We start from the raw sequence: 25,254 nt of genomic DNA, 5'->3' as shown, positions 1-25,254 counted from the left end.
TTGGCAAAGACCAATTCCCTTTTTACTTTTATATACCTGTTGAAAAATATACAATTTCCCGATACGATTAAATAGATAGTTGAAGGCTAACAGTGGAGAGGAATACAAATGAATTTAGAGCTTTGGAAAAAAATTAAGAAAAAACAATTTTCACCAATTTATCTATTGCATGGATCTGAAAATTTTTTAATCCAGGAGACAAAGGAATTACTTATTAAATATAGTATTGAAGAGGAAGAAAAGGATTTTAATTTATCCGTGTTTGATTTAGAGGAAACGCCAGTTGAAATTGCTTTAGCTGATGCGGAAACACTTCCGTTTATGGGAGAGAGACGGATTGTTATTCTACAAAATCCTTCATTCTTAACGACCGAGAAAAACAAGGACAAGGTTGAACACAATGTTTCAGTCCTTGAGCATTATTTAAAAAGCCCTGCACCATTTACAATTCTAGTGTTCACAGCACCTTACGAAAAGCTGGATGAACGGAAAAAAATCGTTAAGCTACTAAAAACGAATGCGGAAGTCTTAACTGTTAATACTTTATCTGAAAAGGATTTACATAATTGGATTACCGATCGAACAAACCAGCATGAGGTCACCATCCGTCCTTCAGCGATACAAGAGCTTCTGCAGGTCGCCGGGACAAATCTCATGAACATTACACAGGAAATAGAAAAAATGTGTTTATATCTTGGGAAGAATGGTGAGATTACAGAGGAAACGGTTCAATTGCTTGTACCACGCTCTTTGGAGCAAAATATTTTTTCGCTTATTGATAAGGTAGTGAATCGTAAACTAGATGAGGCGTTACGTATCTTTTATGATCTCTTGCAAAATAATGAAGAGCCAATCAAAATTTTATCTTTACTGGCTACGCAATTTAGATTGATTTTTCAGGTGAAGGAGCTTTCTAGACAAGGGTATGGTCAGCAGCAAATTGCAGGGAATTTAAAGGTCCATCCATTTCGTGTCAAGCTTGCGGGTGGACAATCCAATTTATTCACACAAGAAGAGCTTCTTCATATTATGAACCAGCTCGCTGAAGCAGATTATGAAATGAAAAACGGAAAAATGGATAAAAAATTAATATTGGAACTATTTATTATGAAATTGGCGAAATAAAAGGGAAAAGCGCAAGGCGCGCAGCCTTAGTCGACAAGCATAAGACGAGCGCTGACAGAAGGCGCTTTTTGCCTTCCAAAGCGATTGGCTTAGACCAGAGAGCCGATGGCGCCTGGTGCTAGAAAATGCTAATAAAAAAAACGACTCAATTCGAGTCGTTTATTTATTATGCGTTAACTTCGTTAAGTTTTTTAGCTAGACGAGATTTTTGACGGTCAGCAACATTCTTATGGATAAGACCTTTACGAGCCGCTTTGTCAAGTTTGCTTGAAGCAGTAAGGAATGCTGCTTTTGCATTTTCTGCGTCGTTGTTAGCAACTGAAGCTTCAAAGTTTTTTACAGCAGTACGCATTGCAGACTTAACAGTTGCGTTATGAGCACGGCTTTCATCATTTGTTTTTACACGTTTGATAGCTGATTTAATATTTGGCATACTTTCACCTCCTGCGAATATCAAGATGATCTACACGTTCAACCATTTGCGATAATGGAAATCCTCTTTCCCTCGCTAAATGAACAGAATACAGTCTTTGATACTCTGATGTTACAACAAAAGTTATTCTATCAAATTGACTGTGATAATGCAATACCAATCTAATTTCCACTTGATAAAAATTGCATGAACCTCATTTTTGCGGGTAAAGCTATACATACTATGTAAAAAATGGAGGTAATAGGATTGGGAGAACAACTAGATTTAACCAAATATTCAGTTCGAACTGATTTAGCTATTGAAGCAAGTGCAATGGCTGTTGAGGAACGCAATAAATCTTTAACAGATGACCAACCTGAAGTTTCAGAAATTGAGGGTGTCATTATAAAAGAAAGACAGGAAGATGGCATTACCATTTCAACTGTTGAAATTACCGATGAAGGTGCAAATGCAATAGGAAAGAAAAAAGGAAACTACCTAACATTAGAAGTTCAGGGAATCCGTCAAAAAGATTCGGAACTCCAACAAAAGGTACAAGCAGTATTTGCAAAAGAGTTTAGTCATTTCCTCTCAAATCTAAATATAGGGAAGGAAGCTAGCTGCCTTGTTGTTGGCTTAGGGAATTGGAATGTTACACCAGATGCACTTGGGCCATTGGCGGTGGAAAATTTAGTTATTACAAGACATCTCTTTCAACTTCAGCCGGAAAATGTTCAGGATGGATTTCGTTCTGTAAGTGCAATTGCCCCTGGAGTGATGGGATTAACCGGAATTGAAACAAGCGACATTATATTTGGTGTAATAGATAAATCAAAACCAGATTTTGTTATCGCGATAGATGCACTGGCAGCTCGTTCGGTAGAGCGTGTGAATTCAACGATTCAAATATCAGACACTGGGATCCATCCAGGTTCAGGTGTTGGAAACAAACGAAAGGAACTGAGTAAAGAGACTCTAGGCATTCCCGTAATCGCCATTGGAATACCAACAGTAGTGGACGCTGTTTCGATTACAAGTGATGCGATTGACTTTATCTTAAAGCATTTTGGAAGAGAGCTGAAGGAAGGAGGTAAGCCTTCACGTGCTTTAGTTCCTGCTGGAATGAGCTTTGGTGAAAAAAAGGTTTTAACTGATGATGACCTTCCAGGGGAACAAGAACGAAATACGTTTTTAGGAATTGTCGGAACTCTACCAGATGATGAAAAAAGAAAGCTCATTCATGAAGTGTTGGCGCCGCTTGGGCATAATTTGATGGTCACTCCAAAAGAGGTCGATGTCTTCATTGAGGATATGGCAAATGTAATCGCGGGGGGACTGAACACCGCATTACATGGTGAAATCGAACAGGATAACTCAGGGGCTTATACACACTAAAAAAAGATAGTGAAATCTATCAAATAAGTTCTACTAACTCAATTTTGTACATATCAATATGATAGACAAACATTGAGGAGGTAGAATATGAAAAGTTTTCGGACCCAAGGAATGATGATCTCCATTCAAGGAACTAGCATAGTAAAAGGGATTCTATTCCTCATTTTTAGTTTTATTTTATTATTTACAATAACGGGAGCGATTGTCTCTCTTAAACCAGAGTATAGAATCAGTTCCTCTTCTATCAATAATGTAGCAACAAATCTTTCTGGAGAAGCTCTTGTCCACTTATTAGGGTATGAAAATCATTATTTCGTTCAAGGTCTACCTGAATCTACAACGAAGCCAGACTACCTGGGCGCCGTTTTTAAAGCTGCAACCAACCTAACATTGGATGACCCCCGTAGTTTTTTAGGTAGAGAACTACCGGGGTTCTCTATATTTGATGGCAAGATTCTAGTAGCGGGTGAGGGAACGAACTATACCAATATGCCAATAGAATCTCCACCGCCTTTGGATGTTTTATTAGATGAAAGGCAAATAGCCACCCAAAATGTTGAGCAAGCTGAAAAGCCTACTGAACCTGTGCCGCCACCAACGATGACGACTGGTGATAAAAAAGTAGCCTTTATCTATCACACACACTCTTCAGAAAGCTATTTTCCACATTTAAAAGGAGTGGATACATCTAATGCAGATAATGCCCGACATCCGACAGTAAATGTTACAAAAGTTGGTGAAATGCTGACTCAGGAGTTAGAGGCAAGAGGAATTGGTACAGATGTTGATCAAAGGAATATGGACCAATATATAAAACAAAAGGGGTACAATTGGTATCAATCATATAAGGCATCTGGAGAATTAGTAACAAGTGCTATGGCAAGTAACCAGGATTTAACATATTTAATTGATATACATCGGGATGCACATCGAAAGGATACAACAACTGTCACAATCAATGGAGAATCGTATGCAAAAATAGCCTTTATTGTAGGGACTGAAAATAAAAAACTACAACAAAATATTAAAATTGCTTCAGACTTACATGAAATGTTGAAGAAAAAATACCCTGGACTAAGCCGCGGGGTTATACAGCAAGGTGGTCCTGGCAATAATGGGGTATATAACCAAGACAAATCAGGAAATGCCATGCTAATTGAATTTGGTGGAGTCGACAATAATTTCGAAGAATTGCGCAGAACGGCAGCAGCCATAGCAGATGTCCTCGCAGAATATTACTGGCAGGCTGAAAAAGTAAATGCAAATGAAACAAATAAAGAATAGGTAAGAGGGAGCAATTCCAATGGTTAAATTCATGATGAAATGTTTCTTGATTGTGACTGTTCTTCTTCTAGGTGTGTTGATCGGCATGCAGCAAGCAAATGAAGGGATGAAGAAAATGAGGGGGTATAATGACCCCTCTCTTCAAGGTGCCTTTCATATTACTGATGATAACGGGGAAGTAGAAGCATCTGTTTTAGGGCGAAAGGTAACCAGTCATGATTTTGAACAAAAACAAAAACAATTAGAGGACGTAGAAGCCTTTAACCTTTTTTCAAGCATAGGTGAAAAGTTAGGTAACGGAATAAGTGCTCTTTTTGAAAAAATCATGATTGTCATTGGAGACGGAATCGGAAGTTTACTTGATAAAATTTAGGGGGAGCTTGCTACGAATATATAAAGCAAGCTCTTTTTTCTTTATATGGTCGTTTATTCTTAATTGAATGTGACAAAAGAGTTCTGTATAATCTAATCTAGTGAATTCTATAAATTTATAGTAAGATAACATGTACGATTAAGTTATATTGTTCAGCTTCAGCGCCTAGACCCTCGAGGTCGCTTCACCCCTCCTGTGGCGGCACAGCCTCCTCATCAGGGTTCCAGGGCTAGTCGGACTTGCACAGGAAGTGCTGGCGTCTACATTTGCCACAGGACGTGGCAGCACTTAGTAGACGATCGCTAATTAGGCGCTTGAGCTTTTCGTATCAGGAGGATTTTGAATGAACCAAGAAGAGAGACGTAACAGACAATCTAGAATCCGGAATTTTTCAATCATTGCTCACATAGACCACGGTAAATCAACATTGGCTGACCGCATTCTTGAAAAAACAAATGCGCTAACCCATCGTGAAATGAAAGAGCAATTGCTAGACTCCATGGACCTAGAAAGAGAACGTGGTATTACAATTAAACTGAATGCTGTGCAGCTAAAATATAAAGCGAAAGATGGGGAGGAATATATTTTCCACCTAATTGATACCCCAGGGCATGTTGACTTTACATACGAAGTTTCTCGTAGTTTAGCGGCATGTGAGGGTGCAGTACTTGTGGTCGACGCTGCACAGGGGATTGAAGCACAAACTTTAGCAAACGTGTACCTAGCTTTAGATAATGACCTGGAAATTTTACCGGTAATTAATAAAATCGATTTGCCAAGTGCGGATCCAGAGCGAGTAAGGCAAGAAATTGAAGATGTAATTGGACTTGATGCCTCAGAAGCAGTTCTTGCATCTGCCAAAGCAGGAATTGGGATAGAAGATATATTGGAACAGGTAGTTGAAAAGGTACCTGCACCGCAGGGTGACCCTGAAGCGCCATTACAGGCACTCATTTTTGACTCTGTATATGACCCATACCGTGGCGTAGTTGCATATATTCGTATCGTCGAAGGTACTGTTAAGCCTGGAGACAAAATTAAAATGATGGCAACGGGTAAGGAATTTGAAGTAATTGAAGTAGGTGTGTTCACACCACGTGCAACTTTACAAGAAGAACTAACAGTTGGGGATGTAGGATTTTTAACAGCATCGATTAAGCATGTTGGTGATACACGTGTAGGTGATACCATTACAAATGCTAAAAATGGTGTAACCACAGCACTACCGGGTTATCGTCGTCTAAATCCAATGGTTTACTGTGGACTATATCCAATCGATACAGCAAAATACAATGATTTACGTGAAGCTTTGGAAAAACTTGAATTAAATGATGCTGCCCTGCAATTCGAACCGGAAACTTCCCAGGCGCTCGGCTTTGGTTTCCGATGTGGATTCTTAGGCCTATTGCATATGGAAATTATTCAAGAAAGAATCGAAAGAGAATTTAAAATCGATTTAATTACAACGGCGCCAAGCGTTATTTATGATGTTTTTCTAACGGATGGAACAGATTTGAAAATTGATAACCCGTCTGATATGCCTGATCCACAAAAAATTGATAGGATTGAAGAGCCTTACGTGAAAGCGACTATGATGGTGCCAAACGATTATGTTGGAGCTGTTATGGAGCTATGCCAAGGTAAACGTGGTATTTTTATCGATATGCAGTACCTTGATGAAAAGCGCGTTAGCATCGTTTATGAAATTCCGCTTGCGGAAATTGTATATGATTTCTTTGACCAATTAAAATCAAGTACAAAGGGCTATGCTTCATTTGACTACGAGTTAATTGGCTATAAGCCATCTAAGCTTGTAAAAATGGATATCCTATTAAATGCTGAAAAAGTAGACGCGCTTTCCTTCATCGTTCATAAGGATACAGCATATGAACGTGGAAAAATAATTGTTGAGAAACTAAAGGAACTTATTCCAAGACAGCAATTTGAGGTGCCTATTCAGGCAGCGGTTGGGCAAAAGATTATAGCACGTTCAACTATTAAAGCAATTCGTAAAAACGTGTTAGCAAAATGTTATGGTGGGGACATTTCCCGTAAGCGTAAGCTTCTTGAAAAACAAAAAGAAGGTAAGAAACGAATGAAGCAAGTAGGCTCAGTCGAAGTACCTCAAGAAGCATTCATGGCAGTATTAAAAATGGACGACAAATAAATTAAAGATACCGCAGATCTTTCTGCGGTTTTCTCTATTTCGAAAGAAGTGATTTTTTGGTACAAGCAGCATACCTTCACATCCCTTTTTGTGAACAGATTTGTCACTATTGTGACTTCAATAAAGTATTTCTAAAAGGACAACCAGTTGATGAATATCTTCAATACATGGATACTGAACTGAAACATACAATTGAAGCGTATCCACCTTCATCTCTTAAATCCATTTTTGTTGGTGGGGGAACGCCTACCGTACTTACTGTTAACCAACTAGAAATATTCCTATCTAGTATTAATAACTATTTAAATCCTCGAAGCAAGACATTCGAATTTACCTTTGAAGCGAATCCGGGTGATCTTACAGAGGATAAATTAAAACTAATGTTAGACTCGGGTGTCAATCGAATTAGTTTTGGTGTTCAAACCTTTGATGATGAGCTCCTTAAAGCAATCGGTAGAACCCATCGCCGTGAAGATGTATTTCATACGATCGAATTGGCAAAACAGGTTGGTTTTAAAAACATAAGCATTGATTTAATGTATGCTCTTCCGAATCAAACAATCGAAAGCTTTCAGGAATCACTCGATATAGCTTTCTCCCTGGATGTAGAGCATGTTTCCGCATACTCACTCATTATTGAACCTAAAACCGTGTTCTATAACTTGATGAGAAAGGGTAAACTCCATTTACCTAGCCAAGAAAACGAGGCAAAAATGTATGAAATTTTAATGGAGGAAATGGAGAAGAATGGGTTCCGCCAATATGAAATTAGTAATTTTTCTAAAGAAGGTTTTGAAAGTCGCCATAATTTAACCTATTGGAATAATGAAGAATATTATGGGATTGGTGCTGGTGCACATAGCTATGTTTCAAGAAAAAGAATATCAAATGCCGGTCCAATAAAAAAATATATGTCAGCAATTGACGAACACGGTTTTCCATATGTCGAAACACATTCAGTAACTGTAGAAGAAAAAATGGAAGAAGAACTATTTTTAGGTCTACGCAAAACAAAAGGAGTTTCGATCTCCCATTTTCAAGAAAAGTTTTCTGTAAGTATTTATGATGTTTTTGCAAGCCAAATTAAGGAACAAAAGGAAAAAGGGCTGCTTGAGGAAAAAGATGATTTTATTCGACTAACAAATAAAGGGAAATTTCTTGGAAATGAAGTGTTTCAAGCATTTTTGATTTAAAATGAATATGTTTAAATCATTGACAATGACACATGTATTTGGTAATTTAATTATAGAATTAGCACTCGTTAAATCAGAGTGCTAACAGAGGTGATGTTCCTTGCTAACAGATCGTCAACTATTGATTCTTCAAGTAATAATTGATGACTTTATTAGATCTGCACAGCCAGTAGGGTCAAGAACATTGTCGAAAAAGGATGGGATTGTGTTTAGCTCAGCAACTATTCGCAATGAGATGGCAGATCTAGAAGAACTAGGATTTATTGAGAAAACCCACAGCTCATCTGGTAGAGTTCCATCCGAACAAGGTTATCGATACTATGTAGATCATTTATTATCTCCAAGCCAGTTAACCTTTAAGGAAAAGCAAGAATTAAAGTCAATTTTTGCAGAGAGGATTTATGAGCTCGAAAAAATTGTACAAAAATCTGCACAGATTTTATCTGATCTAACCAACTATACTGCAATCGTATTAGGTCCAGCCTTTAAAGAAAATAAAGTGAAAAGGCTGCAAATTGTTCCGATTAACAATGAAACAGCTGTTGCTATTATCGTTACGGATAATGGATATGTGGAAAATCGAACCATATCATTTCCTGATTCAATCGACCCAAGCGATATTGAAAAAATGGTCAATATTCTAAACGAACGACTTATTGGTGTTCCGCTAACCGACCTAAAAAACAAAATTTATAAAGAGGTTGCAACCCTTTTAAAAACCAATATTCGAAACTATGATGCAGCCTTAAATGTTTTGGACAAAACACTTACCCTGAAAACGGAAGAAAAAATGTATATTGGTGGAAAAACAAATATGTTAAGTCAACCCGAGTTCCATGACATTGACAAAGTTCGATCATTATTAACAATGATCGAAAGTGAGCATGAATTTTCGAGGTTGTTACGTTCGGATAAAGCAGGAATAAATATTAAGATTGGTCACGAGAACAACAATATTGCGATGAATGATTGTAGCTTAATAACGGCAACTTATTCCATAGGTAATGAACATCTTGGGTCTATTGCTATTTTAGGACCTACAAGAATGGAGTATTCACGTGTTATCACTTTGTTGCAGCATATAAGTCAAGATTTTTCAAAGGTCCTGACGAAACTGTATCAAATTGAATAGCGGTGGTCATATTTAGTAGGGGGAGATATCTTCCCTCTAATACATATACTAAGCTAAGTATTATACGAAGTGAGATTTCACTTTAAGGGAGGTGAGTGTATTGGCTAACGAGAATGAAGTAGTGAAAGAAGAAATTGAAGTAGAAGAAGGAAATGTAGATCATGATGTGGTAGAAACGATTGAACAGGCTGAAGCAGAGTTAGTAGAAGAACAAGAAAATGATGTGAATGCCGAACTTTCGAAAGCCAATGAAAAAATCGCAGAACTTGAGGCTAAGCTAGGAGAGGCAGAAAATCGCATTTTGCGTCAGGTTGCCGACTTTGAAAACTTTAAGAGACGTGCTCGCTTAGATCAAGAAACAGCTGCTACATATAGAGCTCAAAGTCTTGTAAATGATTTGTTGCCGGCTCTTGATAATTTTGAAAGAGCACTTCAAGTAGAAGCAACAAATGAACAAGCAAAATCCATTATGCAAGGCGTAGAAATGGTATACCGTAGTATTATTGATGCCCTGAAAAAAGAAGGCGTTGAAGCAATCGAAGCTGTTGGAAAACCATTTGACCCAAATGTGCATCAAGCAGTAATGCAGGTGAGTGACCCGGATGCAGAATCAAATGTAGTTCTTGAAGAGTTCCAAAAAGGATATAAACTTAAAGATCGAGTTTTACGTCCTTCAATGGTTAAAGTAAACGAGTAATTTTAAAGTTTTGTACAAATTAAGGAGGAATTTCCATGAGTAAAATCATTGGTATAGATTTAGGTACAACAAACTCATGTGTTGCTGTTATGGAGGGCGGAGAAGCAAAAGTTATTCCAAACCCAGAAGGTAACCGCACAACTCCATCAGTTGTTTCATTTAAAAATGGAGAAAGACAAATTGGAGAGGTAGCAAAGCGTCAAGCAATTACAAACCCAAACACAATCATGTCTATCAAACGCCACATGGGAACAGATTATAAGGTTGAAATCGAAGGCAAGCCATATACTCCTCAAGAAGTATCTGCTATTCTTCTTCAATACTTCAAATCCTATGCGGAAGAATATCTTGGCGAAAAAGTAACGAAAGCTGTTATCACAGTTCCAGCATACTTTAATGATGCTGAACGTCAAGCAACAAAAGATGCTGGCCGAATTGCTGGTCTTGAAGTTGAACGTATTATCAACGAACCAACTGCAGCTGCTCTTGCATATGGTTTGGATAAAACGGATGAAGATCAAACAATCCTTGTATATGACCTTGGTGGAGGAACATTCGACGTTTCCATTCTAGAACTTGGCGACGGAGTATTCGAAGTTAAGTCAACTGCTGGTGATAACCGTCTAGGTGGGGATGACTTTGACCAAGTAATTATCGATTACTTAGTAGACCAATTTAAAAAAGAAAATGGCATTGATCTATCTAAAGATAAAATGGCATTACAACGTTTAAAAGATGCTGCTGAAAAAGCGAAGAAAGATTTATCAGGTGTTACTTCAACACAAATTTCACTTCCATTTATCACAGCAGGAGAAGCAGGACCACTTCACTTAGAAGTAAACTTAACTCGTGCAAAATTTGAAGAGCTTTCAGCAGGACTTGTTGAGCGTACAATGGGACCAACTCGTCGTGCCCTTCAAGATGCTGGCCTTTCAGCAAGTGAAATCGATAAGGTAATCCTTGTTGGTGGTTCAACTCGTATCCCAGCTGTTCAAGAAGCAATCAAGAAAGAAACAGGTAAGGAACCACACAAAGGGGTAAACCCTGACGAGGTTGTTGCACTAGGTGCAGCTATTCAAGGTGGAGTATTGACTGGTGATGTGAAAGACGTAGTTCTCTTAGACGTAACACCATTATCACTTGGAATCGAAACAATGGGTGGCGTATTTACTCGATTAATCGACCGTAATACAACGATTCCAACAAGTAAGTCTCAAGTATTCTCTACTGCTGCGGATAATCAAACAGCTGTTGATATCCACGTACTTCAAGGGGAACGTCAAATGGCAGCTGACAACAAAACATTAGGTCGTTTCCAATTAACGGATATTCCACCAGCTCCACGTGGCGTACCACAAATCGAAGTTACATTCGATATCGATAAAAATGGTATTGTAAATGTTCGTGCAAAAGATCTTGGTACTAACAAAGAACAAGCTATTACAATTCAATCATCTTCAGGCTTATCTGACGAAGAGGTTGATCGCATGGTTCGCGAGGCTGAAGAAAATGCAGAAGCCGACAAGAAACGTAAAGAAGAAGTTGAACTTCGTAATGAAGCAGATCAATTAGTGTTCACAACTGAAAAAACACTAAAAGATTTAGAAGGTAAAGTAGATGCTGCTGAAGTTGAAAAAGCAAATGAAGCTAAAGAGGCATTAAAACAAGCGATCGAGAAGAATGATCTTGAAGAAATCAAAGCAAAGAAAGATGCTCTACAAGAAATCGTTCAACAGCTTTCTGTGAAACTATATGAGCAAGCTCAGCAACAAGCACAGGGCGCTCAAGGTGCACAAGGAACAGATGGCGCAAACCAAGGTAAAGACGATAATGTAGTAGACGCTGAATACGAAGAAGTAAACGACGATAAATAGAAAGGCGTATGTGCCTTGCACAGAAACGAAAAAACTGGCCGACTAAAACGCCACTTCCTGTGGCGAAGTCGGCACTAGCACATCCTGTGCGGTCGGAGACTCCGACAAAGAGGCGTAGTTTGCCTCTGTAGGAGGAGTTGAAGTTTCTTGAGTTTCTAGGCACTGGAGCCAGACATCAATAAAAGAATTAAATGTTGAAAAGTCGAAGTCAGGCCTGTCTTGGCTTTGGCTTTTTTACTTTATTCAGCAGAAGTCCACTACTTCTATTTGTGGAGAAGAATGTTTTAAGAGTTATTAACTTAGCCGGGGTTCAAACCTCGGCTGAACAAAGTTAAAGCCTCCGGCGGATGCCACAGATTTTCAAAGGCAATTTTTCGTGTGTAAGGCCAAAGACTAAGAACACCACTTCCTGTGGCAACGTCTTTGTGACCCACCTCGTGAAGGGCCTAAAAAATCTGAGCGCAAATACGCCAAGTCGAATTGATTTGATAACATGTATTATTGCCATTTTATAAAAGGAAATGATACAATATTCTTTATGTGAATGATGCGGGAGTGGATTTAATGAGTAAAAGAGATTATTATGAGGTACTCGGGGTTTCGAAAAGTGCAGGCAAAGATGAAATAAAAAAGGCATATCGAAAATTATCTAAAAAATATCACCCCGATATCAATAAAGAAGCAGATGCTGCTGATAAGTTTAAAGAAATTACAGAAGCTTATGATACGTTAACAGATGATAACAAACGTGCCCATTATGACCAATTCGGACATACAGATCCAAACCAAGGCTTTGGTGGTTTTGGAGGCGGTGCTGATTTTGGCGGTGGTTTTGGTTTCGAAGACATCTTCAGTTCTATTTTTGGTGGGGGAACAAGAAGAAGAGACCCAAATGCACCTCGCCAAGGAGCAGATTTACAATACACGATGACATTACAGTTTGAAGAGGCTGTTTTTGGTAAAGAAACAGACATTGAAATCCCAAGAGAAGAAGAATGTTCAACGTGTCATGGTTCAGGTGCAAAACCTGGAACAAAACCAGAAACTTGTTCACACTGTGGCGGTTCAGGTCAAATCAATGTTGAACAGAACACTGCATTTGGGCGAATTGTAAATAGACGTGTCTGCCATCATTGTAGTGGAACAGGTAAATTTATTAAGGATAAATGTTCAACTTGTAGTGGCTCTGGAAAAGTGAAAAAACGCAAAAAAATCCATGTTAAGATTCCAGCAGGCATTGATGATGGTCAACAACTTCGTGTTGCTGGTCAGGGAGAGCCAGGTGTAAATGGTGGACCTCCAGGGGATTTATATGTTGTGTTCCATGTGCGTTCACATGAATTTTTCGAGCGTGATGGAGACGATATTTACTGTGAAATGCCTTTAACCTTTGCACAAGCTGCATTAGGTGATGAAATTGAAGTACCTACTTTGCACGGAAAAGTAAAATTAAAAATACCTGCGGGTACTCAAACTGGAACGAATTTCCGTCTGCGCGGAAAGGGTGTACCGAATGTACGAGGATATGGTCAAGGGGACCAACATATTCGCGTTCGTGTCATTACCCCAACAAAGCTTACAGAAAAGCAAAAACAATTGCTTCGTGAATTTACAGAAATAAGCGGTAATGAAGCTCCAGATGAGCAGCATGATAATTTTTTTTCGAAAGTAAAACGAGCATTTAAAGGCGAGTAGTAATAAACATTATTCGGTTAAATCCCCGAATAATGTTTAAAGCCTCCGGCGGTTGCCACGATTTTTCATAGGAAGTTTTTCGAGGCGTAAGATTAAAGACTAAGAACGCCACTTGGCAACGTCTTTGTGACCCACCTCGTGTGGGCCTAAAAAAATCGGCGCAAATACGCCAAGGCGTATTTGATAAAATAGGATTGGAGTTGGTAGAATTGAAATGGTCTGAAATTAGCATTCACACAACACAGGAGGCGGTTGAGCCGATATCAAATATTCTTCATGAGGCAGGTGCCAGTGGAGTTGTGATTGAAGATCCATTTGACCTAACAAAGGAACGTGAAAATGTGTTTGGTGAGATCTACCAACTTAATCCTGATGATTATCCTGAAGAAGGTGTTATCGTCAAAGCATACCTTCCTATCAATAGTTTCTTAGGTGAAACGGTGGAAGAAATTAAAGAAGCCATTAACAATCTTTTGCTTTTTGATATTGATTTGGGTCATAATAAAATCACCATTAGTGAAGTTCATGAGGAAGAATGGGCTACAGCATGGAAAAAATATTATCACCCTGTAAAAATCTCGGAGAAATTCACGATTGTACCTACATGGGAAATGTATGAGCCTGTTCATAGCGATGAATTAATTATCGAACTAGACCCTGGAATGGCTTTTGGAACAGGTACACATCCTACAACTGTTATGAGTATTCAAGCCCTAGAACGTACTGTGAAAAAAGGAGATACCATTGTCGATGTTGGGACTGGTTCAGGTGTTTTAAGCATTGCTGCTGCCATGCTTGGTGCAGGATCTATCAGGGCGCTAGATTTAGATACGGTAGCCGTTGAGAGTGCAAAACTCAACATAAAATTAAACAAAGTACATGACGTAGTTACGGTATCACAAAACAATCTGCTTGATGATATAGAAGGACCAGTGGATCTCATTGTGGCAAATATTCTTGCTGAAATCATTGTTCGTTTTACTGACGACGCAGCAAAAATCCTAAAACCAAATGGTGCTTTCATTGTATCTGGAATTATTAATACGAAAAAACAAGAAGTAAAGGATCGTCTTTTAGCATCTGGATTCATTATTGAGGAAGTACTTGTAATGGAAGACTGGGTATCCATGATCGCTAGAAAGAAAAGTGAGTAAAGGATTCTTGCAGGGTGGGAAAATCGATGCAACGATATTTTGTCGATCAAATGAGTGAAACGCAGGCTAAAATTTTGGGTGAGGATGTTCACCATATAACACGAGTCATGAGAATGTCAGTTGGAGACACCATTTATTGTTGCTATAATGGAAGAGTAGCACTTTGTGCAATTACTGAAATTACCAATGATATGGTTTTAGCCAATGTTGTAGAATGGGTAGAGAACTCGAATGAGCTCCCCATTAAGGTTTGTATTGCAAGCGGTTTGCCGAAAGGGGACAAGCTTGAATATGTTATCCAAAAAGGGACGGAGCTTGGAGCATCTGAGTTTGTCCCTTTTGTTGCGGCTCGTTCAATTGTTAAATGGGATGAAAAGAAGGGACAAAAAAAGGTAGAACGCTGGGAGAAAATTGCAAAGGAAGCAGCAGAGCAATCACATCGTGCAATGGTTCCTAACGTGAGTAAACCTATGTCCTTTACAGAATTATTGTCTTTCAGCGGGACCTATACTTATAAAGTAGTAGCTTATGAAGAAGATGCAAAGCGCGGTGAAAACTCAAATCTAGCACGAGTGTTATCACAATTAAATCATGGTGAATCCCTTTTTGTTGTGATTGGACCCGAAGGCGGTCTTACAGAAAAAGAGGTAGATACATTATTAGAGAATGATTTTATTTCCTGTAGCTTTGGTCCTCGGATTTTACGAACTGAGACAGCACCATTATACGTTTTATCAGCTGTATCATATTATTTTGAATTAGCGAGGTGACAATAATGTCATTAGTTGCATTCCATACATTAGGATGTAAAGTAAATCATTATGAAACAGAAGCCATTTGGCAGCTTTTTAAAGAAAATGGCTATGAGCGTACCGAGTTTGAAAGTACTGCTGATGTGTATGTGATTAATACTTGTACTGTTACAAATACAGGAGATAAAAAGAGTAGACAGGTTATACGTAGAGCAATACGTAAAAATCCTGATGCTGTTATTTGTGTTACAGGCTGTTATGCGCAAACATCACCAGCAGAAATCATGGCAATCCCTGGCGTTGATATTGTTGTAGGCACACAGGATCGAAAGAAAATGCTTGAGTATATTGAGCAGTACAAGCAAGAGCGCACTCCGATAAATGGAGTAGGTAATATCATGAAAACACGTGTATATGAAGAACTTGACGTACCTTCATTTACAGACCGTACCCGTGCTTCATTGAAAATTCAAGAAGGCTGTAACAATTTCTGTACCTTCTGTATTATTCCATGGGCTCGTGGTCTAATGCGTTCTCGTGATCCAGAGGAAGTAATTAAACAAGCACAACAGCTTGTAAATGCAGGGTATAAAGAAATTGTCTTAACTGGAATCCATACTGGTGGATATGGTGAGGATATGAAGGATTATAATCTAGCTGCTCTTTTACGTGACCTAGAATCTAAAGTGATTGGTCTTAAGAGAATTCGTATTTCCTCCATCGAGGCTAGCCAAATTACTGATGAAATTATAGAGGTACTTGATCAATCAACAAAAGTAGTAAGACATCTACACGTTCCATTGCAATCTGGTTCAAACACTGTGTTAAAACGTATGAGACGTAAATATACAATGGAATTCTTTGCAGAGCGTTTAACAAAACTTCGTCAGGCATTACCAGGCTTAGCGTTAACATCTGATGTTATTGTTGGATTCCCTGGTGAAACGGAAGAAGAGTTTATGGAAACTTATAATTTTGTTAAGGAACACAAATTCTCAGAATTACACGTTTTCCCATACTCTAAACGTACAGGTACTCCAGCGGCGAGAATGGAAGACCAAATTGATGAGGAAGTAAAAAATGAGCGTGTACACCGTCTTATTTCTCTATCCGACCAATTAGCCAAGGAATATGCATCTAATTACGAAGGAGAAGTTTTAGAAGTTATTCCGGAGGAACTAGACAAGGACAATCCAACTAGTGGTTTATATGTTGGTTTTACGGACAATTATCTAAAAGTGAAATTCGATGCAACTGAAGATATGATTGGTAAAATCGTGAAAGTAAAAATTACGAAGGCTGGCTACCCATATAATGAGGGTCAATTTGTAAAAGTTGAAGACGATTTTCCAATTAAATCAGAAGAAGCAAGAACGACAGCGTAATAAAATAGGATGAAAAGAAGTTAATCATTGGATTAGCTTCTTTTTTTTATCGCATAATAAAACTGTTTAGGTGCTAGTCACCCACTAAAACAAATGTTATGATGTTAGAGGTACGTACAACTAAAAAGTAAAAGGAGACATACATAATGACGAACATTGCTAAACTGATTGATCATACAGCATTAAAAGCAGATACAACGAAAGCTCAAATTGAAAAACTTTGTGCAGAGGCAAAGGAATATGGGTTCATGTCTGTTTGTGTAAACCCAACATGGGTTGAAACAGCGGCTAACCTGTTAAAAGATTCCGAAGTAAAGGTTTGTACGGTTATCGGATTTCCATTAGGCGCTAGTACACCCGAAACTAAAGCATTTGAAACAAAGGATGCTATTGAAAAAGGTGCAACAGAAGTGGATATGGTTATCAATATCGGTGCCCTTAAGGATAAAAATGACGAATTAGTTGAAAAAGACATCCGCGCAGTTGTGGAAGCGGCAAAAGGCAAAGCACTTACAAAAGTTATCATTGAAACATGTTTGCTAACAGATGAGGAGAAATTAAGGGCGTGTGAGCTTGCCGTTAAGGCCGGTGCTGATTTTGTGAAAACATCAACAGGTTTTTCGACCGGTGGAGCAACAGTGGAAGACATTCGTTTAATGCGTAAAACTGTCGGACCAGACATCGGAGTTAAAGCATCTGGCGGAGTTCGTGACGCTAAAGGCACTCAAGATATGATTGATGCAGGAGCTACAAGAATTGGTGCAAGTTCAGGCGTAGCAATTGTTAATGGACTAACAGGATCTTCTGACTATTAATACAGTTAAAAGCAGGATACCTATATATAAAATATTTTCCCCAGACTGACTTGAAAACGCTTGTCATACAAGGCGCGCAGTCGATCGAAGACGCGAATAGAAGTTGCCTTCATGAGCGGACAAGAGAGGCAAGCAACGCAGTATGCGAGCGTTTTTCAACAGTCTGAAGCTGGCTGAAAAGCCAGCTTTTCTTTTATACAGCACGGTGTATCTTCATAATAAATTTCGTCAAGACCCCGGCAAAAGGCAAAAACAGTAGGGAGGTAAGAACATTAAAAATTAAGCTAACATGGGCAATTTGAACATCAGGGTGCGATGTGAGCAGCATTGCAACTTGACCAAGTATATTTATGAATGGAAAAAATAAAATGACACCGAGCACATTGACCCAAATATGGGCATATGCCGCTAATTTTGCTTCATGCCTACTCCCAAGACTCGCAATATAAGCTGTTATACATGTTCCAATATTCGCTCCAAGTAAAACGGCAATCCCCGCATTTAAAGTAAGTAACTGTTCGTTCATAAAACCCATAATGATTCCAGTTGTCGCGGTACTAGATTGGATGATAGACGTTAATATAGTCCCTACACCAACCCCGAAAATACTGCTTTCATTTGTATGTTGAAAAAAAGTATGGATAGACGGGAATTGTGAGATGGGCCTCGCAAGCTGTTCAAATCCATTCATCGCCACAAACATGCATCCTAACCCGAATAAAAAAGCACCAAAGCTGAATATCTGTTGATTACTAATAAGTAAACATAAAAAGCCTAAAATTAATATTGGAACAATCCATTCAAAAATATCAAAGGTTATCATTTCCGCGGTAAAGGTTGTTCCGATATTGGTCCCAAGAATGATTCCAATGGATTGTCTAAAAGTTAAATAACCTGTAGCAATTAACCCTACTACAAGCACCATAACAGCAGAACTACTGTGGATAATGGCTGTAATAATCATCCCAGTTAATAATCCCTTAATTGGATTATCAGTAAAACGAATAAGCCAAACTTTAAGCTTATCTCCTGTAAGATTATAAAGGCCTGTCCTCATCACGGTCATACCGAATAGAAAGATCGCAATAAATACAGCAAATAACGATATAAGTTCAATCATGCGTTTCTCACCCCTATCTCATTGTATGGACAAGGAGATGTGAAAATGACAACTTCAATTTTTTAACTTAGCACGATCTAAATAATTAAAATGTTAATCAGTTAACAAAAAAGAGGATTTAACAGGAATAACAGCAAAAAAAATTATTAAAACTAGTAGTGAAGACATGATTTCTAGTGATACGATTGTGAATTACAGTTGACCAAAAATCGTGCATATATTATAATTGCAAAGTACATGTTTATTTTTTCGACGATTTTTTTCGATCGACACTTAGAAAATGAAATAGAACATGTGTCTTAATTAGAGTTAGTGGTTGTTTTCGGAGGGAGGGAATTAGAATGTCAAAAACGGTCGTTCGTAAAAACGAATCGCTTGAAGATGCTCTTCGCCGCTTCAAAAGAACTGTATCTAAATCAGGTACGATTCAAGAAGCTAGAAAGCGCGAATTCTATGAAAAGCCTAGCGTAAAGCGTAAGAAGAAATCTGAAGCTGCTAGAAAGCGCAAATACTAAAAGAGGGTGTAGTTTTATGAGTCTTCTCGAGCGTTTAAATAATGATATGAAAACAGCGATGAAGAATAAAGAGAAAGATAGGCTATCTGTTATTCGAATGGTAAAGGCTGCTCTTCAAAATGAAGGCATTAAGCTGGGTACCAGTGAACTAACAGAGGAAGCAGAGTTAACAGTTCTTACTCGTGAACTAAAACAACGAAAAGATTCCCTCCGCGAATTTAGTAACGCTGGTCGTGAAGATCTTGTTAATAAAATTCAGACTGAAATTGAGATATTAGAGGTATACCTTCCAGAACAATTATCTGAAGAGGATCTTGTTGAGATTGTCAAAGAAACAGTACAAGAGGTCAATGCTTCTTCAAAGGCTGACATGGGCAAAGTGATGGCTGCTATCATGCCAAAGGTAAAAGGCAAGGCTGACGGTGGTCTCGTCAACAAAATTGTTCAACAGCAATTATCTTAACAAAAGCACCTTACATCGCGTAAGGTGTTTTTTCTTTACGAGGAAATGATAAGTACAATGTAAAGTGTACCCTCATAACAGTCTCCTCACATTAAATACATACACGCAAAAAGGTAACTATTACCAACAAAAAGTTTACATAAAAACATGAAATATATGAAACCTGGTGCACATGTCAAACGTATTACATACTATCATGACGAAAAATGAATAGAGAGGGGGGAATGCCTTGAAAAAGTGGAGAGTCCTTTTATACCTTTCCATTATTCTCTTGCCGTTCATTCTCACACTAATGCCAAATAAGAGCTCTAGTGCTGCAGACCAAGTGGTGTATATCATACCATTAGAAGAAACAGTCGAAAAAGGATTAGGTGCTTTTATCGACCGATCTATTACAGACGCTGAGAATAAAGGAGCAGACGTTATCATTTTTGAAATCAATACCCCTGGTGGGGCAGTTGATGCAGCAACAAAAATCGGTAAACGAATCCAAGAATCAACTATTCCTACAGTAGCATATGTCAATAACGATGCAATCTCAGCAGGTGCTTTTATTGCGTTAAATGCTGATGAAATCTATATGTCTCATAATGGTAGAATGGGAGCAGCTGGGATTATTGACCAAGCAGGGAATACCGCAGATGAAAAAGCTGTTTCCTATTGGCTGTCAGCCATGAAAGGTGCTGCTGAAAACAATGGTCGTGATCCAATATATGCTTTAGCAATGGCAGACAAAGAGATTGATCTCCCAGAGCTAGGTGCAGAAAAAGGGAAATTCCTTACCTTAACAGCCAAACAGGCACTTCAAGTAGGTTATGCTGAAGGCGTCGTAAAGGATAGAGCCGATTTATTAAAGACACTAGGCTTCGAAAAAGCTGCTGTTGAACAAGCTGAACTTAGCCTTGCTGAAAAAATCGCACGTTTTATTACAAATCCAATTGTTGTTTCCATCTTATTAACGATTGGAAGTTTAGGATTAGTAGTTGAACTATACTCTCCTGGTTTTGGTATTCCTGGTATAATGGGGATATCAGCGCTACTGCTTTTTTTCTATGGGCATTTAGTAGCAGGACTAGCAGGTCTGGAGTCCATTATTCTTTTTGTAGTAGGAATTGTTTTAATTTTACTGGAGTTTGTTTTACCTGGGGGGATTATAGGCTTGATTGGATTAGGGGCAATTTTAACGAGCTTTTTCTTAGCAGGAAGCAGTATGATGGTAATTAGCATTTCACTTTTAGTAGCCTTAGTAGCTACAATTATCGTATCGATTATTTTAGTGAAAATATTTGGGAAGAAACTTCATGTATTTAAAAAGATTATCCTTTTTGATTCTACCAATTCTGAGAGTGGGTACGTTTCAAATAAGAATCGTGATGATTTAATTGGAAAACAAGGTATTGCCTTAACAACATTGAGACCTTCTGGTACTGCCATTATCAATGATGAAAGACTAGATGTTGTCACACAAGGTAACTACATTGAGAGAAATACAAGAGTAGAAGTTATTAAAACAGAAGGTTCTCGAATCGTTGTTCGAGAAGTTCCTGATATTAATAAATAAAAACAAGTAGGAGGAAAAAGAATGCCAACAGGTATGATCACCATTTTAATCTTAGTAGCACTTGCTATTATCTTATTAGCTGTATTATTTACATTTGTGCCAGTTGCACTATGGATTTCAGCGCTGGCTGCTGGTGTCCGTGTAAGTATCTTTACATTAATCGGGATGAGGTTACGTCGGGTTATCCCGAACCGTGTCATTATTCCCTTAATTAAGGCTCAAAAAGCAGGATTACAACTTCATACAAACCAGCTGGAGAGTCATTATTTAGCAGGTGGTAATGTTGACCGAGTTGTAAATGCGTTAATCGCAGCACAACGTGCAAACATTGATTTAACATTTGAAAGAGCAGCTGCAATTGACTTAGCTGGGCGTGACGTGTTAGAAGCTGTGCAAATGAGCGTTAACCCTAAGGTTATCGAAACGCCGTTTATTTCAGGTGTTGCGATGGATGGAATTGAAGTAAAAGCAAAAACTCGTATCACCGTTCGTGCCAATATTGATCGTTTAGTCGGGGGTGCAGGGGAAGAAACTGTTATTGCCCGTGTAGGTGAGGGTATTGTAAGTACAATCGGTTCTCAAACGGACCACAAAAAGGTTCTTGAAAATCCTGATATGATTTCTCAAACGGTTTTAGCAAAAGGGTTAGATGCAGGTACTGCATTTGAAATCCTATCTATTGATATTGCAGATATTGATATCGGTAGAAATATAGGTGCTGTGCTTCAAACAGACCAAGCTGAAGCCGACAAGAAAATTGCCCAAGCGAAGGCTGAAGAACGCCGTGCAATGGCGGTTGCTAGTGAACAAGAAATGCGCGCTCGTGTAGAAGAAATGAAAGCGAAGGTTGTGGAAGCCGAGGCTGAAGTACCTTTAGCAATGGCAGAAGCATTACGTTCTGGAAACCTTGGTGTACTTGATTATACAAATCTAAAAAATATCATGGCTGACACTGATATGAGAAATTCTATTGGTAAAAGCACACTTACAGATGATGAAGATCAAAAATAATAATCATGAATAAACCTCAAAACTTGAAAGGAGGTTTACACGTTGGATTCACCTATAAAAGCGTTTATTGACTTTATTATGTCAAATCCCTTGATTTTGATTGTCATATTTGGATTTTTTATTAATGCGTTTAAACGTTTTGCGAGTGGTAATAAAGAGCCTACGACTCAAATACCACTGCCGAAGCAGTTTAATCCATTTGACCAAGAACCAAAACCTGAAAAAGAAGATTATCAGGCTGAGACAAAGTATGATTATATAGAACCTGCTCCTGAGTTGGTTTCTGATTCACATGTTCCAAATACGTTTTATGAACGTTTTCAAGAGCTCCAAGAAAAGGGAATCTACAAAGAAACATCACAGGACGAAGAACAAATTCAAACGGTTATTAAACCATTAGCAGCTACTTCAGAACATAAGGCTGTCAGAAGCTTTTCGAAAAATAAGGTCGTTGAAGGGATTATTTGGTCCGAAATTCTTGGCCCTCCAAGAGCAAAAAGACCGTACCAAACCCGTCGTTAATATTTGTTTTCGGAGATAGTACTCCTATATAAAATATGTTCTATGAACCCCCTTTTACTCATAAACATGAGTTGAAAGGGGGTTCTTTGTTATGCCTAAAAACCTAGGACAACGCATGAAAAGATGGATCACAAACAAGATGGAACTTCCTGCTGACGTCATGATGGATCTTCCAAGAATAACTATGATTGGCCAATTACATATTTACATAGAAAATCATCGTGGATTATTAACCTTTTCTGATAAAGAAGTACGGCTATTACTGAAACAAGGACAACTTCTAATTAGAGGTAAAGCATTTGTCATTAAAACCATATTACCTGAGGAAATAATGCTCGAAGGAAAGATCGAACATGTCCAATATATCGAGAAATGAAACATGAAACACTAGGGGGATAAGCATGAAAAACCATTGGATGCACTTTTTTAGTGGGAGTGTCAAGGCTGTTATTACAGGAAAAGGGACAGAACGTTTTGTAAATGAATGTGTAAGACAAGGGATTGTAGTATGGGAAGTGAAGAAGCCTGGTACCCATAGCCTGAGCTTCTCCATGTATTTAAAAGATATAAAAAAAATTAGACGAGTTGTCCGTAAAAATGATTGTAAACTACGATTCATTGGAAAAAAAGGCTTACCATTCCTCATTCAAAAAGCTCTATACAATAGTGGATTTCTAATTGGAGCTATTTCCTTTTTTATCATTGTGACAATTTTATCAAATATGGTTTGGGGTATAGAGGTGAAAGGAGCTAAACCTGAAACCGAGCATCGCATTATTCAAGAATTGAAAAAACTTGGAGTAGAAAGAGGTAAACTGCAATTTTTCATTGAAGATAATGAATCATTGCAACGTCATTTGGAAGATGCCATTAATGATATTACATGGATAGGTGTGGAATTAAATGGGACGACCTATCATTTTGAGGTTGTTGAAAAAAATCAGCCAGAGCCTCCAGAACAGTATAGTCCAAGGAATCTTGTGGCCAATAAAAAAGCGATTATTAAGAAACTGATTGTGGAAGAAGGTAGGCCTGTTGTAGCTGAAAATGATTTTGTTAAAAAAGGGGATCTACTAGTTAGTGGTAAAATTGGGAAAGAAGGCGAAGAAGTATATGTACCTGCACGTGGAAAAATTTTTGGTGAAACTTGGTACAAGTCTGAGGTTACGGTAGATATTACAACGAAACTTGATGTACTAACTGGGCATAATAAAATAAAACATTATATCTCTTTAGGAAATTTGCGTATTCCGATTTGGGGATTTGGAAAGATTGAATATAAGGAATTTCAATCAGAGTTGGATGAAAGACATATCAAATTCTTTAATTGGGAACTTCCAGTTGCATATGAAAAAGAGACAGTTAGAGAAAGTGAAAAAATCACTAGAACTTACACAGACAATGAGGCTATTGAGGTCGCAAAGGATATCGGGAGAACTACTTTAGAGCAACAATTAGACAGTGATGCTGAAATTAAAGAAGAAAAAGTTTTGCGTCAAACCATTAACAATGGTAAAGTAAAATTGGAAATAAAATATAATGTAATTGAGAATATCGTCACTACGATACCATTAGTTCAAGGAGACTAAAGGATGTCAGAAGATTTAGTAATGAGTAAACATCAACTAGAAAATCCAAACGAGGCAATTGTTTTATTTGGAAACAATGATCTCCATCTTAAAAGAATTGAAGAAGAATTAAATGTTTCAATCATCACAAGAGGTGAGACACTTCATGTCTCAGGCGACCCAACAAATGTCCAGCTTGTTGAGGAAATTATTGAAAAGCTTCTAGGAGTGATTCGAAAAGGCATACGTGTAAGTGAACGGGATGTTATTTACTGTATTCAAATGGCAAAAAGCGGGAAATTGGATTCCTTTGAAGAATTATATGATGAAGAGATTACAAAAACGGCAAAAGGAAAATCCATTCGTGTGAAAACACACGGACAACGTCAATACGTGGCTGCTATTAAGCAGCATGATTTAGTATTTGGCATTGGTCCTGCAGGTACTGGAAAGACTTATTTGGCAGTTGTTATGGCTGTTAACGCCCTAAAAAATGGGCAGGTTAAACGAATTATTTTAACTCGTCCAGCCGTTGAAGCCGGTGAAAGCCTAGGATTTTTACCCGGAGACTTAAAAGAAAAGGTTGATCCATATTTACGACCTCTATATGATGGACTACACGATGTGCTTGGTGCTGAGCATACCGAACGTTTAATGGAACGAGGAATAATTGAAATTGCCCCACTAGCCTATATGAGAGGGCGTACACTTGACGATGCTTTCGTCATCTTGGATGAAGCGCAAAATACAACATTGGCCCAAATGAAGATGTTTTTGACGCGTCTAGGTTTTGGCTCTAAAATGGTCATAACAGGCGATATTTCGCAAATTGACTTACCTAAAGGAGTTAAATCCGGCTTACATGAAGTAATGAATATCCTGAAGGATGTATATGGTTCTGCGTTTATCTTTTTGGAACAGTCTGATGTTGTACGTCACCCTCTTGTAGCACGTATTATTGAAGCGTATGAAAAAGCTGAGGCTAATCAGAAGTAAAAGACCCACATGGAATGGGTCTTTTTTATCATTAAAGGAACTGGT

At 38.2% G+C, this 25,254-nt stretch carries 24 protein-coding genes; 22 read left to right on the top strand and 2 right to left on the bottom strand.

Features of this window, described 5'->3' with window-relative positions; all coding sequences use genetic code 11:
- The first annotated feature begins 108 nt into the window (after positions 1–108).
- A complete protein-coding gene (holA, locus tag DZB84_RS06920; RefSeq protein ID WP_116351542.1) occupies positions 109–1,125 on the top strand; it encodes a DNA polymerase III subunit delta in 1,017 nt (338 codons plus the stop codon).
- Positions 1,126–1,291: 166 nt separating this feature from the next.
- Here the strand turns inward: holA and rpsT are convergent, their stop codons facing one another.
- Positions 1,292–1,558, bottom strand: coding sequence for a 30S ribosomal protein S20 (gene rpsT, locus DZB84_RS06915; RefSeq protein WP_116351541.1), 267 nt, complete (start codon positions 1,556–1,558; stop codon positions 1,292–1,294).
- 246 nt (positions 1,559–1,804) lie between these two features.
- Here rpsT and gpr point away from each other — a divergent pair, with 246 nt between their 5' ends.
- The 13 genes from gpr to deoC all read left to right on the top strand — a co-directional run bounded on the left by gpr (position 1,805) and on the right by deoC (position 17,453).
- The gene (gene gpr, locus DZB84_RS06910; protein ID WP_116351540.1) at positions 1,805–2,932 is read left to right on the top strand and encodes a GPR endopeptidase; all 1,128 of its coding nucleotides are present in this window, start codon (positions 1,805–1,807) and stop codon (positions 2,930–2,932) included.
- An 87-nt stretch (positions 2,933–3,019) separates the two neighbouring features.
- Positions 3,020–4,216: a stage II sporulation protein P gene (spoIIP, locus tag DZB84_RS06905; RefSeq protein ID WP_116351539.1), complete on the top strand. Its 1,197-nt coding sequence runs from the start codon at positions 3,020–3,022 to the stop codon at positions 4,214–4,216.
- Positions 4,217–4,235: 19 nt separating this feature from the next.
- A complete protein-coding gene (locus DZB84_RS06900) occupies positions 4,236–4,589 on the top strand; it encodes a YqxA family protein (protein WP_116351538.1) in 354 nt (117 codons plus the stop codon).
- 343 nt (positions 4,590–4,932) lie between these two features.
- Complete coding sequence (gene lepA / locus DZB84_RS06895) at positions 4,933–6,756, top strand: translation elongation factor 4 (RefSeq protein WP_116351537.1); 1,824 nt, start codon at positions 4,933–4,935, stop codon at positions 6,754–6,756.
- Positions 6,757–6,812: 56 nt separating this feature from the next.
- The gene (hemW, locus tag DZB84_RS06890; RefSeq protein WP_116351536.1) at positions 6,813–7,949 is read left to right on the top strand and encodes a radical SAM family heme chaperone HemW; all 1,137 of its coding nucleotides are present in this window, start codon (positions 6,813–6,815) and stop codon (positions 7,947–7,949) included.
- Between the two features lie 100 nt (positions 7,950–8,049).
- Entirely contained in the window at positions 8,050–9,081 is a 1,032-nt protein-coding gene (hrcA, locus tag DZB84_RS06885) for a heat-inducible transcriptional repressor HrcA (protein WP_116351535.1), read from the top strand.
- 100 nt (positions 9,082–9,181) lie between these two features.
- Positions 9,182–9,778 (top strand): nucleotide exchange factor GrpE, encoded by a 597-nt coding sequence (gene grpE, locus DZB84_RS06880; protein ID WP_116351534.1) that lies wholly within the window; start codon positions 9,182–9,184, stop codon positions 9,776–9,778.
- A 35-nt stretch (positions 9,779–9,813) separates the two neighbouring features.
- Positions 9,814–11,652: a molecular chaperone DnaK gene (dnaK, locus tag DZB84_RS06875; protein ID WP_116351533.1), complete on the top strand. Its 1,839-nt coding sequence runs from the start codon at positions 9,814–9,816 to the stop codon at positions 11,650–11,652.
- Positions 11,653–12,216: 564 nt separating this feature from the next.
- A complete protein-coding gene (gene dnaJ, locus DZB84_RS06870) occupies positions 12,217–13,347 on the top strand; it encodes a molecular chaperone DnaJ (protein WP_116351532.1) in 1,131 nt (376 codons plus the stop codon).
- Positions 13,348–13,556: 209 nt separating this feature from the next.
- Positions 13,557–14,501, top strand: coding sequence for a 50S ribosomal protein L11 methyltransferase (prmA, locus tag DZB84_RS06865; protein WP_116351531.1), 945 nt, complete (start codon positions 13,557–13,559; stop codon positions 14,499–14,501).
- Between the two features lie 26 nt (positions 14,502–14,527).
- Positions 14,528–15,271, top strand: a complete 744-nt coding sequence (locus DZB84_RS06860; RefSeq protein ID WP_116351530.1) for a 16S rRNA (uracil(1498)-N(3))-methyltransferase — start codon at positions 14,528–14,530, stop codon at positions 15,269–15,271.
- Positions 15,272–15,276: 5 nt separating this feature from the next.
- Entirely contained in the window at positions 15,277–16,638 is a 1,362-nt protein-coding gene (mtaB, locus tag DZB84_RS06855) for a tRNA (N(6)-L-threonylcarbamoyladenosine(37)-C(2))-methylthiotransferase MtaB (protein ID WP_116351529.1), read from the top strand.
- Between the two features lie 146 nt (positions 16,639–16,784).
- Complete coding sequence (deoC, locus tag DZB84_RS06850; RefSeq protein WP_189655174.1) at positions 16,785–17,453, top strand: deoxyribose-phosphate aldolase; 669 nt, start codon at positions 16,785–16,787, stop codon at positions 17,451–17,453.
- Positions 17,454–17,646: 193 nt separating this feature from the next.
- Here the strand turns inward: deoC and DZB84_RS06845 are convergent, their stop codons facing one another.
- Positions 17,647–18,573 carry a Na/Pi symporter gene (locus DZB84_RS06845; protein WP_116351527.1) on the bottom strand — a complete coding sequence of 309 codons (927 nt, stop codon included), beginning with the start codon at positions 18,571–18,573 and terminating at the stop codon, positions 17,647–17,649.
- Between the two features lie 341 nt (positions 18,574–18,914).
- Here DZB84_RS06845 and rpsU point away from each other — a divergent pair, with 341 nt between their 5' ends.
- The 8 genes from rpsU (at position 18,915) to DZB84_RS06805 (ending at position 25,209) form a co-directional block, all read left to right on the top strand.
- Entirely contained in the window at positions 18,915–19,088 is a 174-nt protein-coding gene (gene rpsU, locus DZB84_RS06840) for a 30S ribosomal protein S21 (protein ID WP_010678174.1), read from the top strand.
- A gap of 16 nt (positions 19,089–19,104) precedes the next feature.
- Positions 19,105–19,551: a GatB/YqeY domain-containing protein gene (locus DZB84_RS06835; RefSeq protein ID WP_116351526.1), complete on the top strand. Its 447-nt coding sequence runs from the start codon at positions 19,105–19,107 to the stop codon at positions 19,549–19,551.
- 229 nt (positions 19,552–19,780) lie between these two features.
- The gene (locus DZB84_RS06830; RefSeq protein ID WP_116351525.1) at positions 19,781–21,112 is read left to right on the top strand and encodes an NfeD family protein; all 1,332 of its coding nucleotides are present in this window, start codon (positions 19,781–19,783) and stop codon (positions 21,110–21,112) included.
- 21 nt (positions 21,113–21,133) lie between these two features.
- Positions 21,134–22,123: a flotillin-like protein FloA gene (floA, locus tag DZB84_RS06825; RefSeq protein WP_116351524.1), complete on the top strand. Its 990-nt coding sequence runs from the start codon at positions 21,134–21,136 to the stop codon at positions 22,121–22,123.
- A 42-nt stretch (positions 22,124–22,165) separates the two neighbouring features.
- Positions 22,166–22,645, top strand: coding sequence for a hypothetical protein (locus DZB84_RS06820; protein WP_116351523.1), 480 nt, complete (start codon positions 22,166–22,168; stop codon positions 22,643–22,645).
- Positions 22,646–22,736: 91 nt separating this feature from the next.
- On the top strand, positions 22,737–23,021 hold the full coding sequence (yqfC, locus tag DZB84_RS06815) for a sporulation protein YqfC (protein ID WP_116351522.1): 285 nt from the start codon (positions 22,737–22,739) through the stop codon (positions 23,019–23,021).
- Positions 23,022–23,046: 25 nt separating this feature from the next.
- On the top strand, positions 23,047–24,234 hold the full coding sequence (yqfD, locus tag DZB84_RS06810; RefSeq protein WP_116351521.1) for a sporulation protein YqfD: 1,188 nt from the start codon (positions 23,047–23,049) through the stop codon (positions 24,232–24,234).
- A gap of 3 nt (positions 24,235–24,237) precedes the next feature.
- The gene (locus DZB84_RS06805) at positions 24,238–25,209 is read left to right on the top strand and encodes a PhoH family protein (RefSeq protein WP_116351520.1); all 972 of its coding nucleotides are present in this window, start codon (positions 24,238–24,240) and stop codon (positions 25,207–25,209) included.
- The last annotated feature ends 45 nt before the right edge of the window (positions 25,210–25,254 follow it).

Origin of the sequence: Bacillus sp. HNG, from assembly GCF_003400205.1 — a bacterium.
Taxonomy (GTDB): domain Bacteria; phylum Bacillota; class Bacilli; order Bacillales; family Bacillaceae_L; genus Ferdinandcohnia.
The sequence above is the reverse complement of the archived record's forward strand: the minus strand, read 5'-3'. Positions and strand labels throughout refer to the sequence as shown.

Bases quoted from the DNA above. Each gene is read 5' to 3' on its own strand.
- lepA (WP_116351537.1), top strand. From the start codon at position 4,933: ATGAACCAAGAAGAGAGACGTAACAGACAATCTAGAATCCGGAATTTT.
- rpsU (WP_010678174.1), top strand. From the start codon at position 18,915: ATGTCAAAAACGGTCGTTCGTAAAAACGAATCGCTTGAAGATGCTCTT.
- mtaB (WP_116351529.1), top strand. From the start codon at position 15,277: ATGTCATTAGTTGCATTCCATACATTAGGATGTAAAGTAAATCATTAT.
- DZB84_RS06860 (WP_116351530.1), top strand. From the start codon at position 14,528: ATGCAACGATATTTTGTCGATCAAATGAGTGAAACGCAGGCTAAAATT.
- dnaK (WP_116351533.1), top strand. From the start codon at position 9,814: ATGAGTAAAATCATTGGTATAGATTTAGGTACAACAAACTCATGTGTT.
- deoC (WP_189655174.1), top strand. From the start codon at position 16,785: ATGACGAACATTGCTAAACTGATTGATCATACAGCATTAAAAGCAGAT.
- holA (WP_116351542.1), top strand. From the start codon at position 109: ATGAATTTAGAGCTTTGGAAAAAAATTAAGAAAAAACAATTTTCACCA.
- rpsT (WP_116351541.1), bottom strand. From the start codon at position 1,558: ATGCCAAATATTAAATCAGCTATCAAACGTGTAAAAACAAATGATGAA.
- DZB84_RS06835 (WP_116351526.1), top strand. From the start codon at position 19,105: ATGAGTCTTCTCGAGCGTTTAAATAATGATATGAAAACAGCGATGAAG.
- DZB84_RS06805 (WP_116351520.1), top strand. From the start codon at position 24,238: ATGTCAGAAGATTTAGTAATGAGTAAACATCAACTAGAAAATCCAAAC.
- yqfC (WP_116351522.1), top strand. From the start codon at position 22,737: ATGCCTAAAAACCTAGGACAACGCATGAAAAGATGGATCACAAACAAG.
- DZB84_RS06845 (WP_116351527.1), bottom strand. From the start codon at position 18,573: ATGATTGAACTTATATCGTTATTTGCTGTATTTATTGCGATCTTTCTA.
- floA (WP_116351524.1), top strand. From the start codon at position 21,134: ATGCCAACAGGTATGATCACCATTTTAATCTTAGTAGCACTTGCTATT.
- yqfD (WP_116351521.1), top strand. From the start codon at position 23,047: ATGAAAAACCATTGGATGCACTTTTTTAGTGGGAGTGTCAAGGCTGTT.
- spoIIP (WP_116351539.1), top strand. From the start codon at position 3,020: ATGAAAAGTTTTCGGACCCAAGGAATGATGATCTCCATTCAAGGAACT.
- DZB84_RS06900 (WP_116351538.1), top strand. From the start codon at position 4,236: ATGGTTAAATTCATGATGAAATGTTTCTTGATTGTGACTGTTCTTCTT.
- dnaJ (WP_116351532.1), top strand. From the start codon at position 12,217: ATGAGTAAAAGAGATTATTATGAGGTACTCGGGGTTTCGAAAAGTGCA.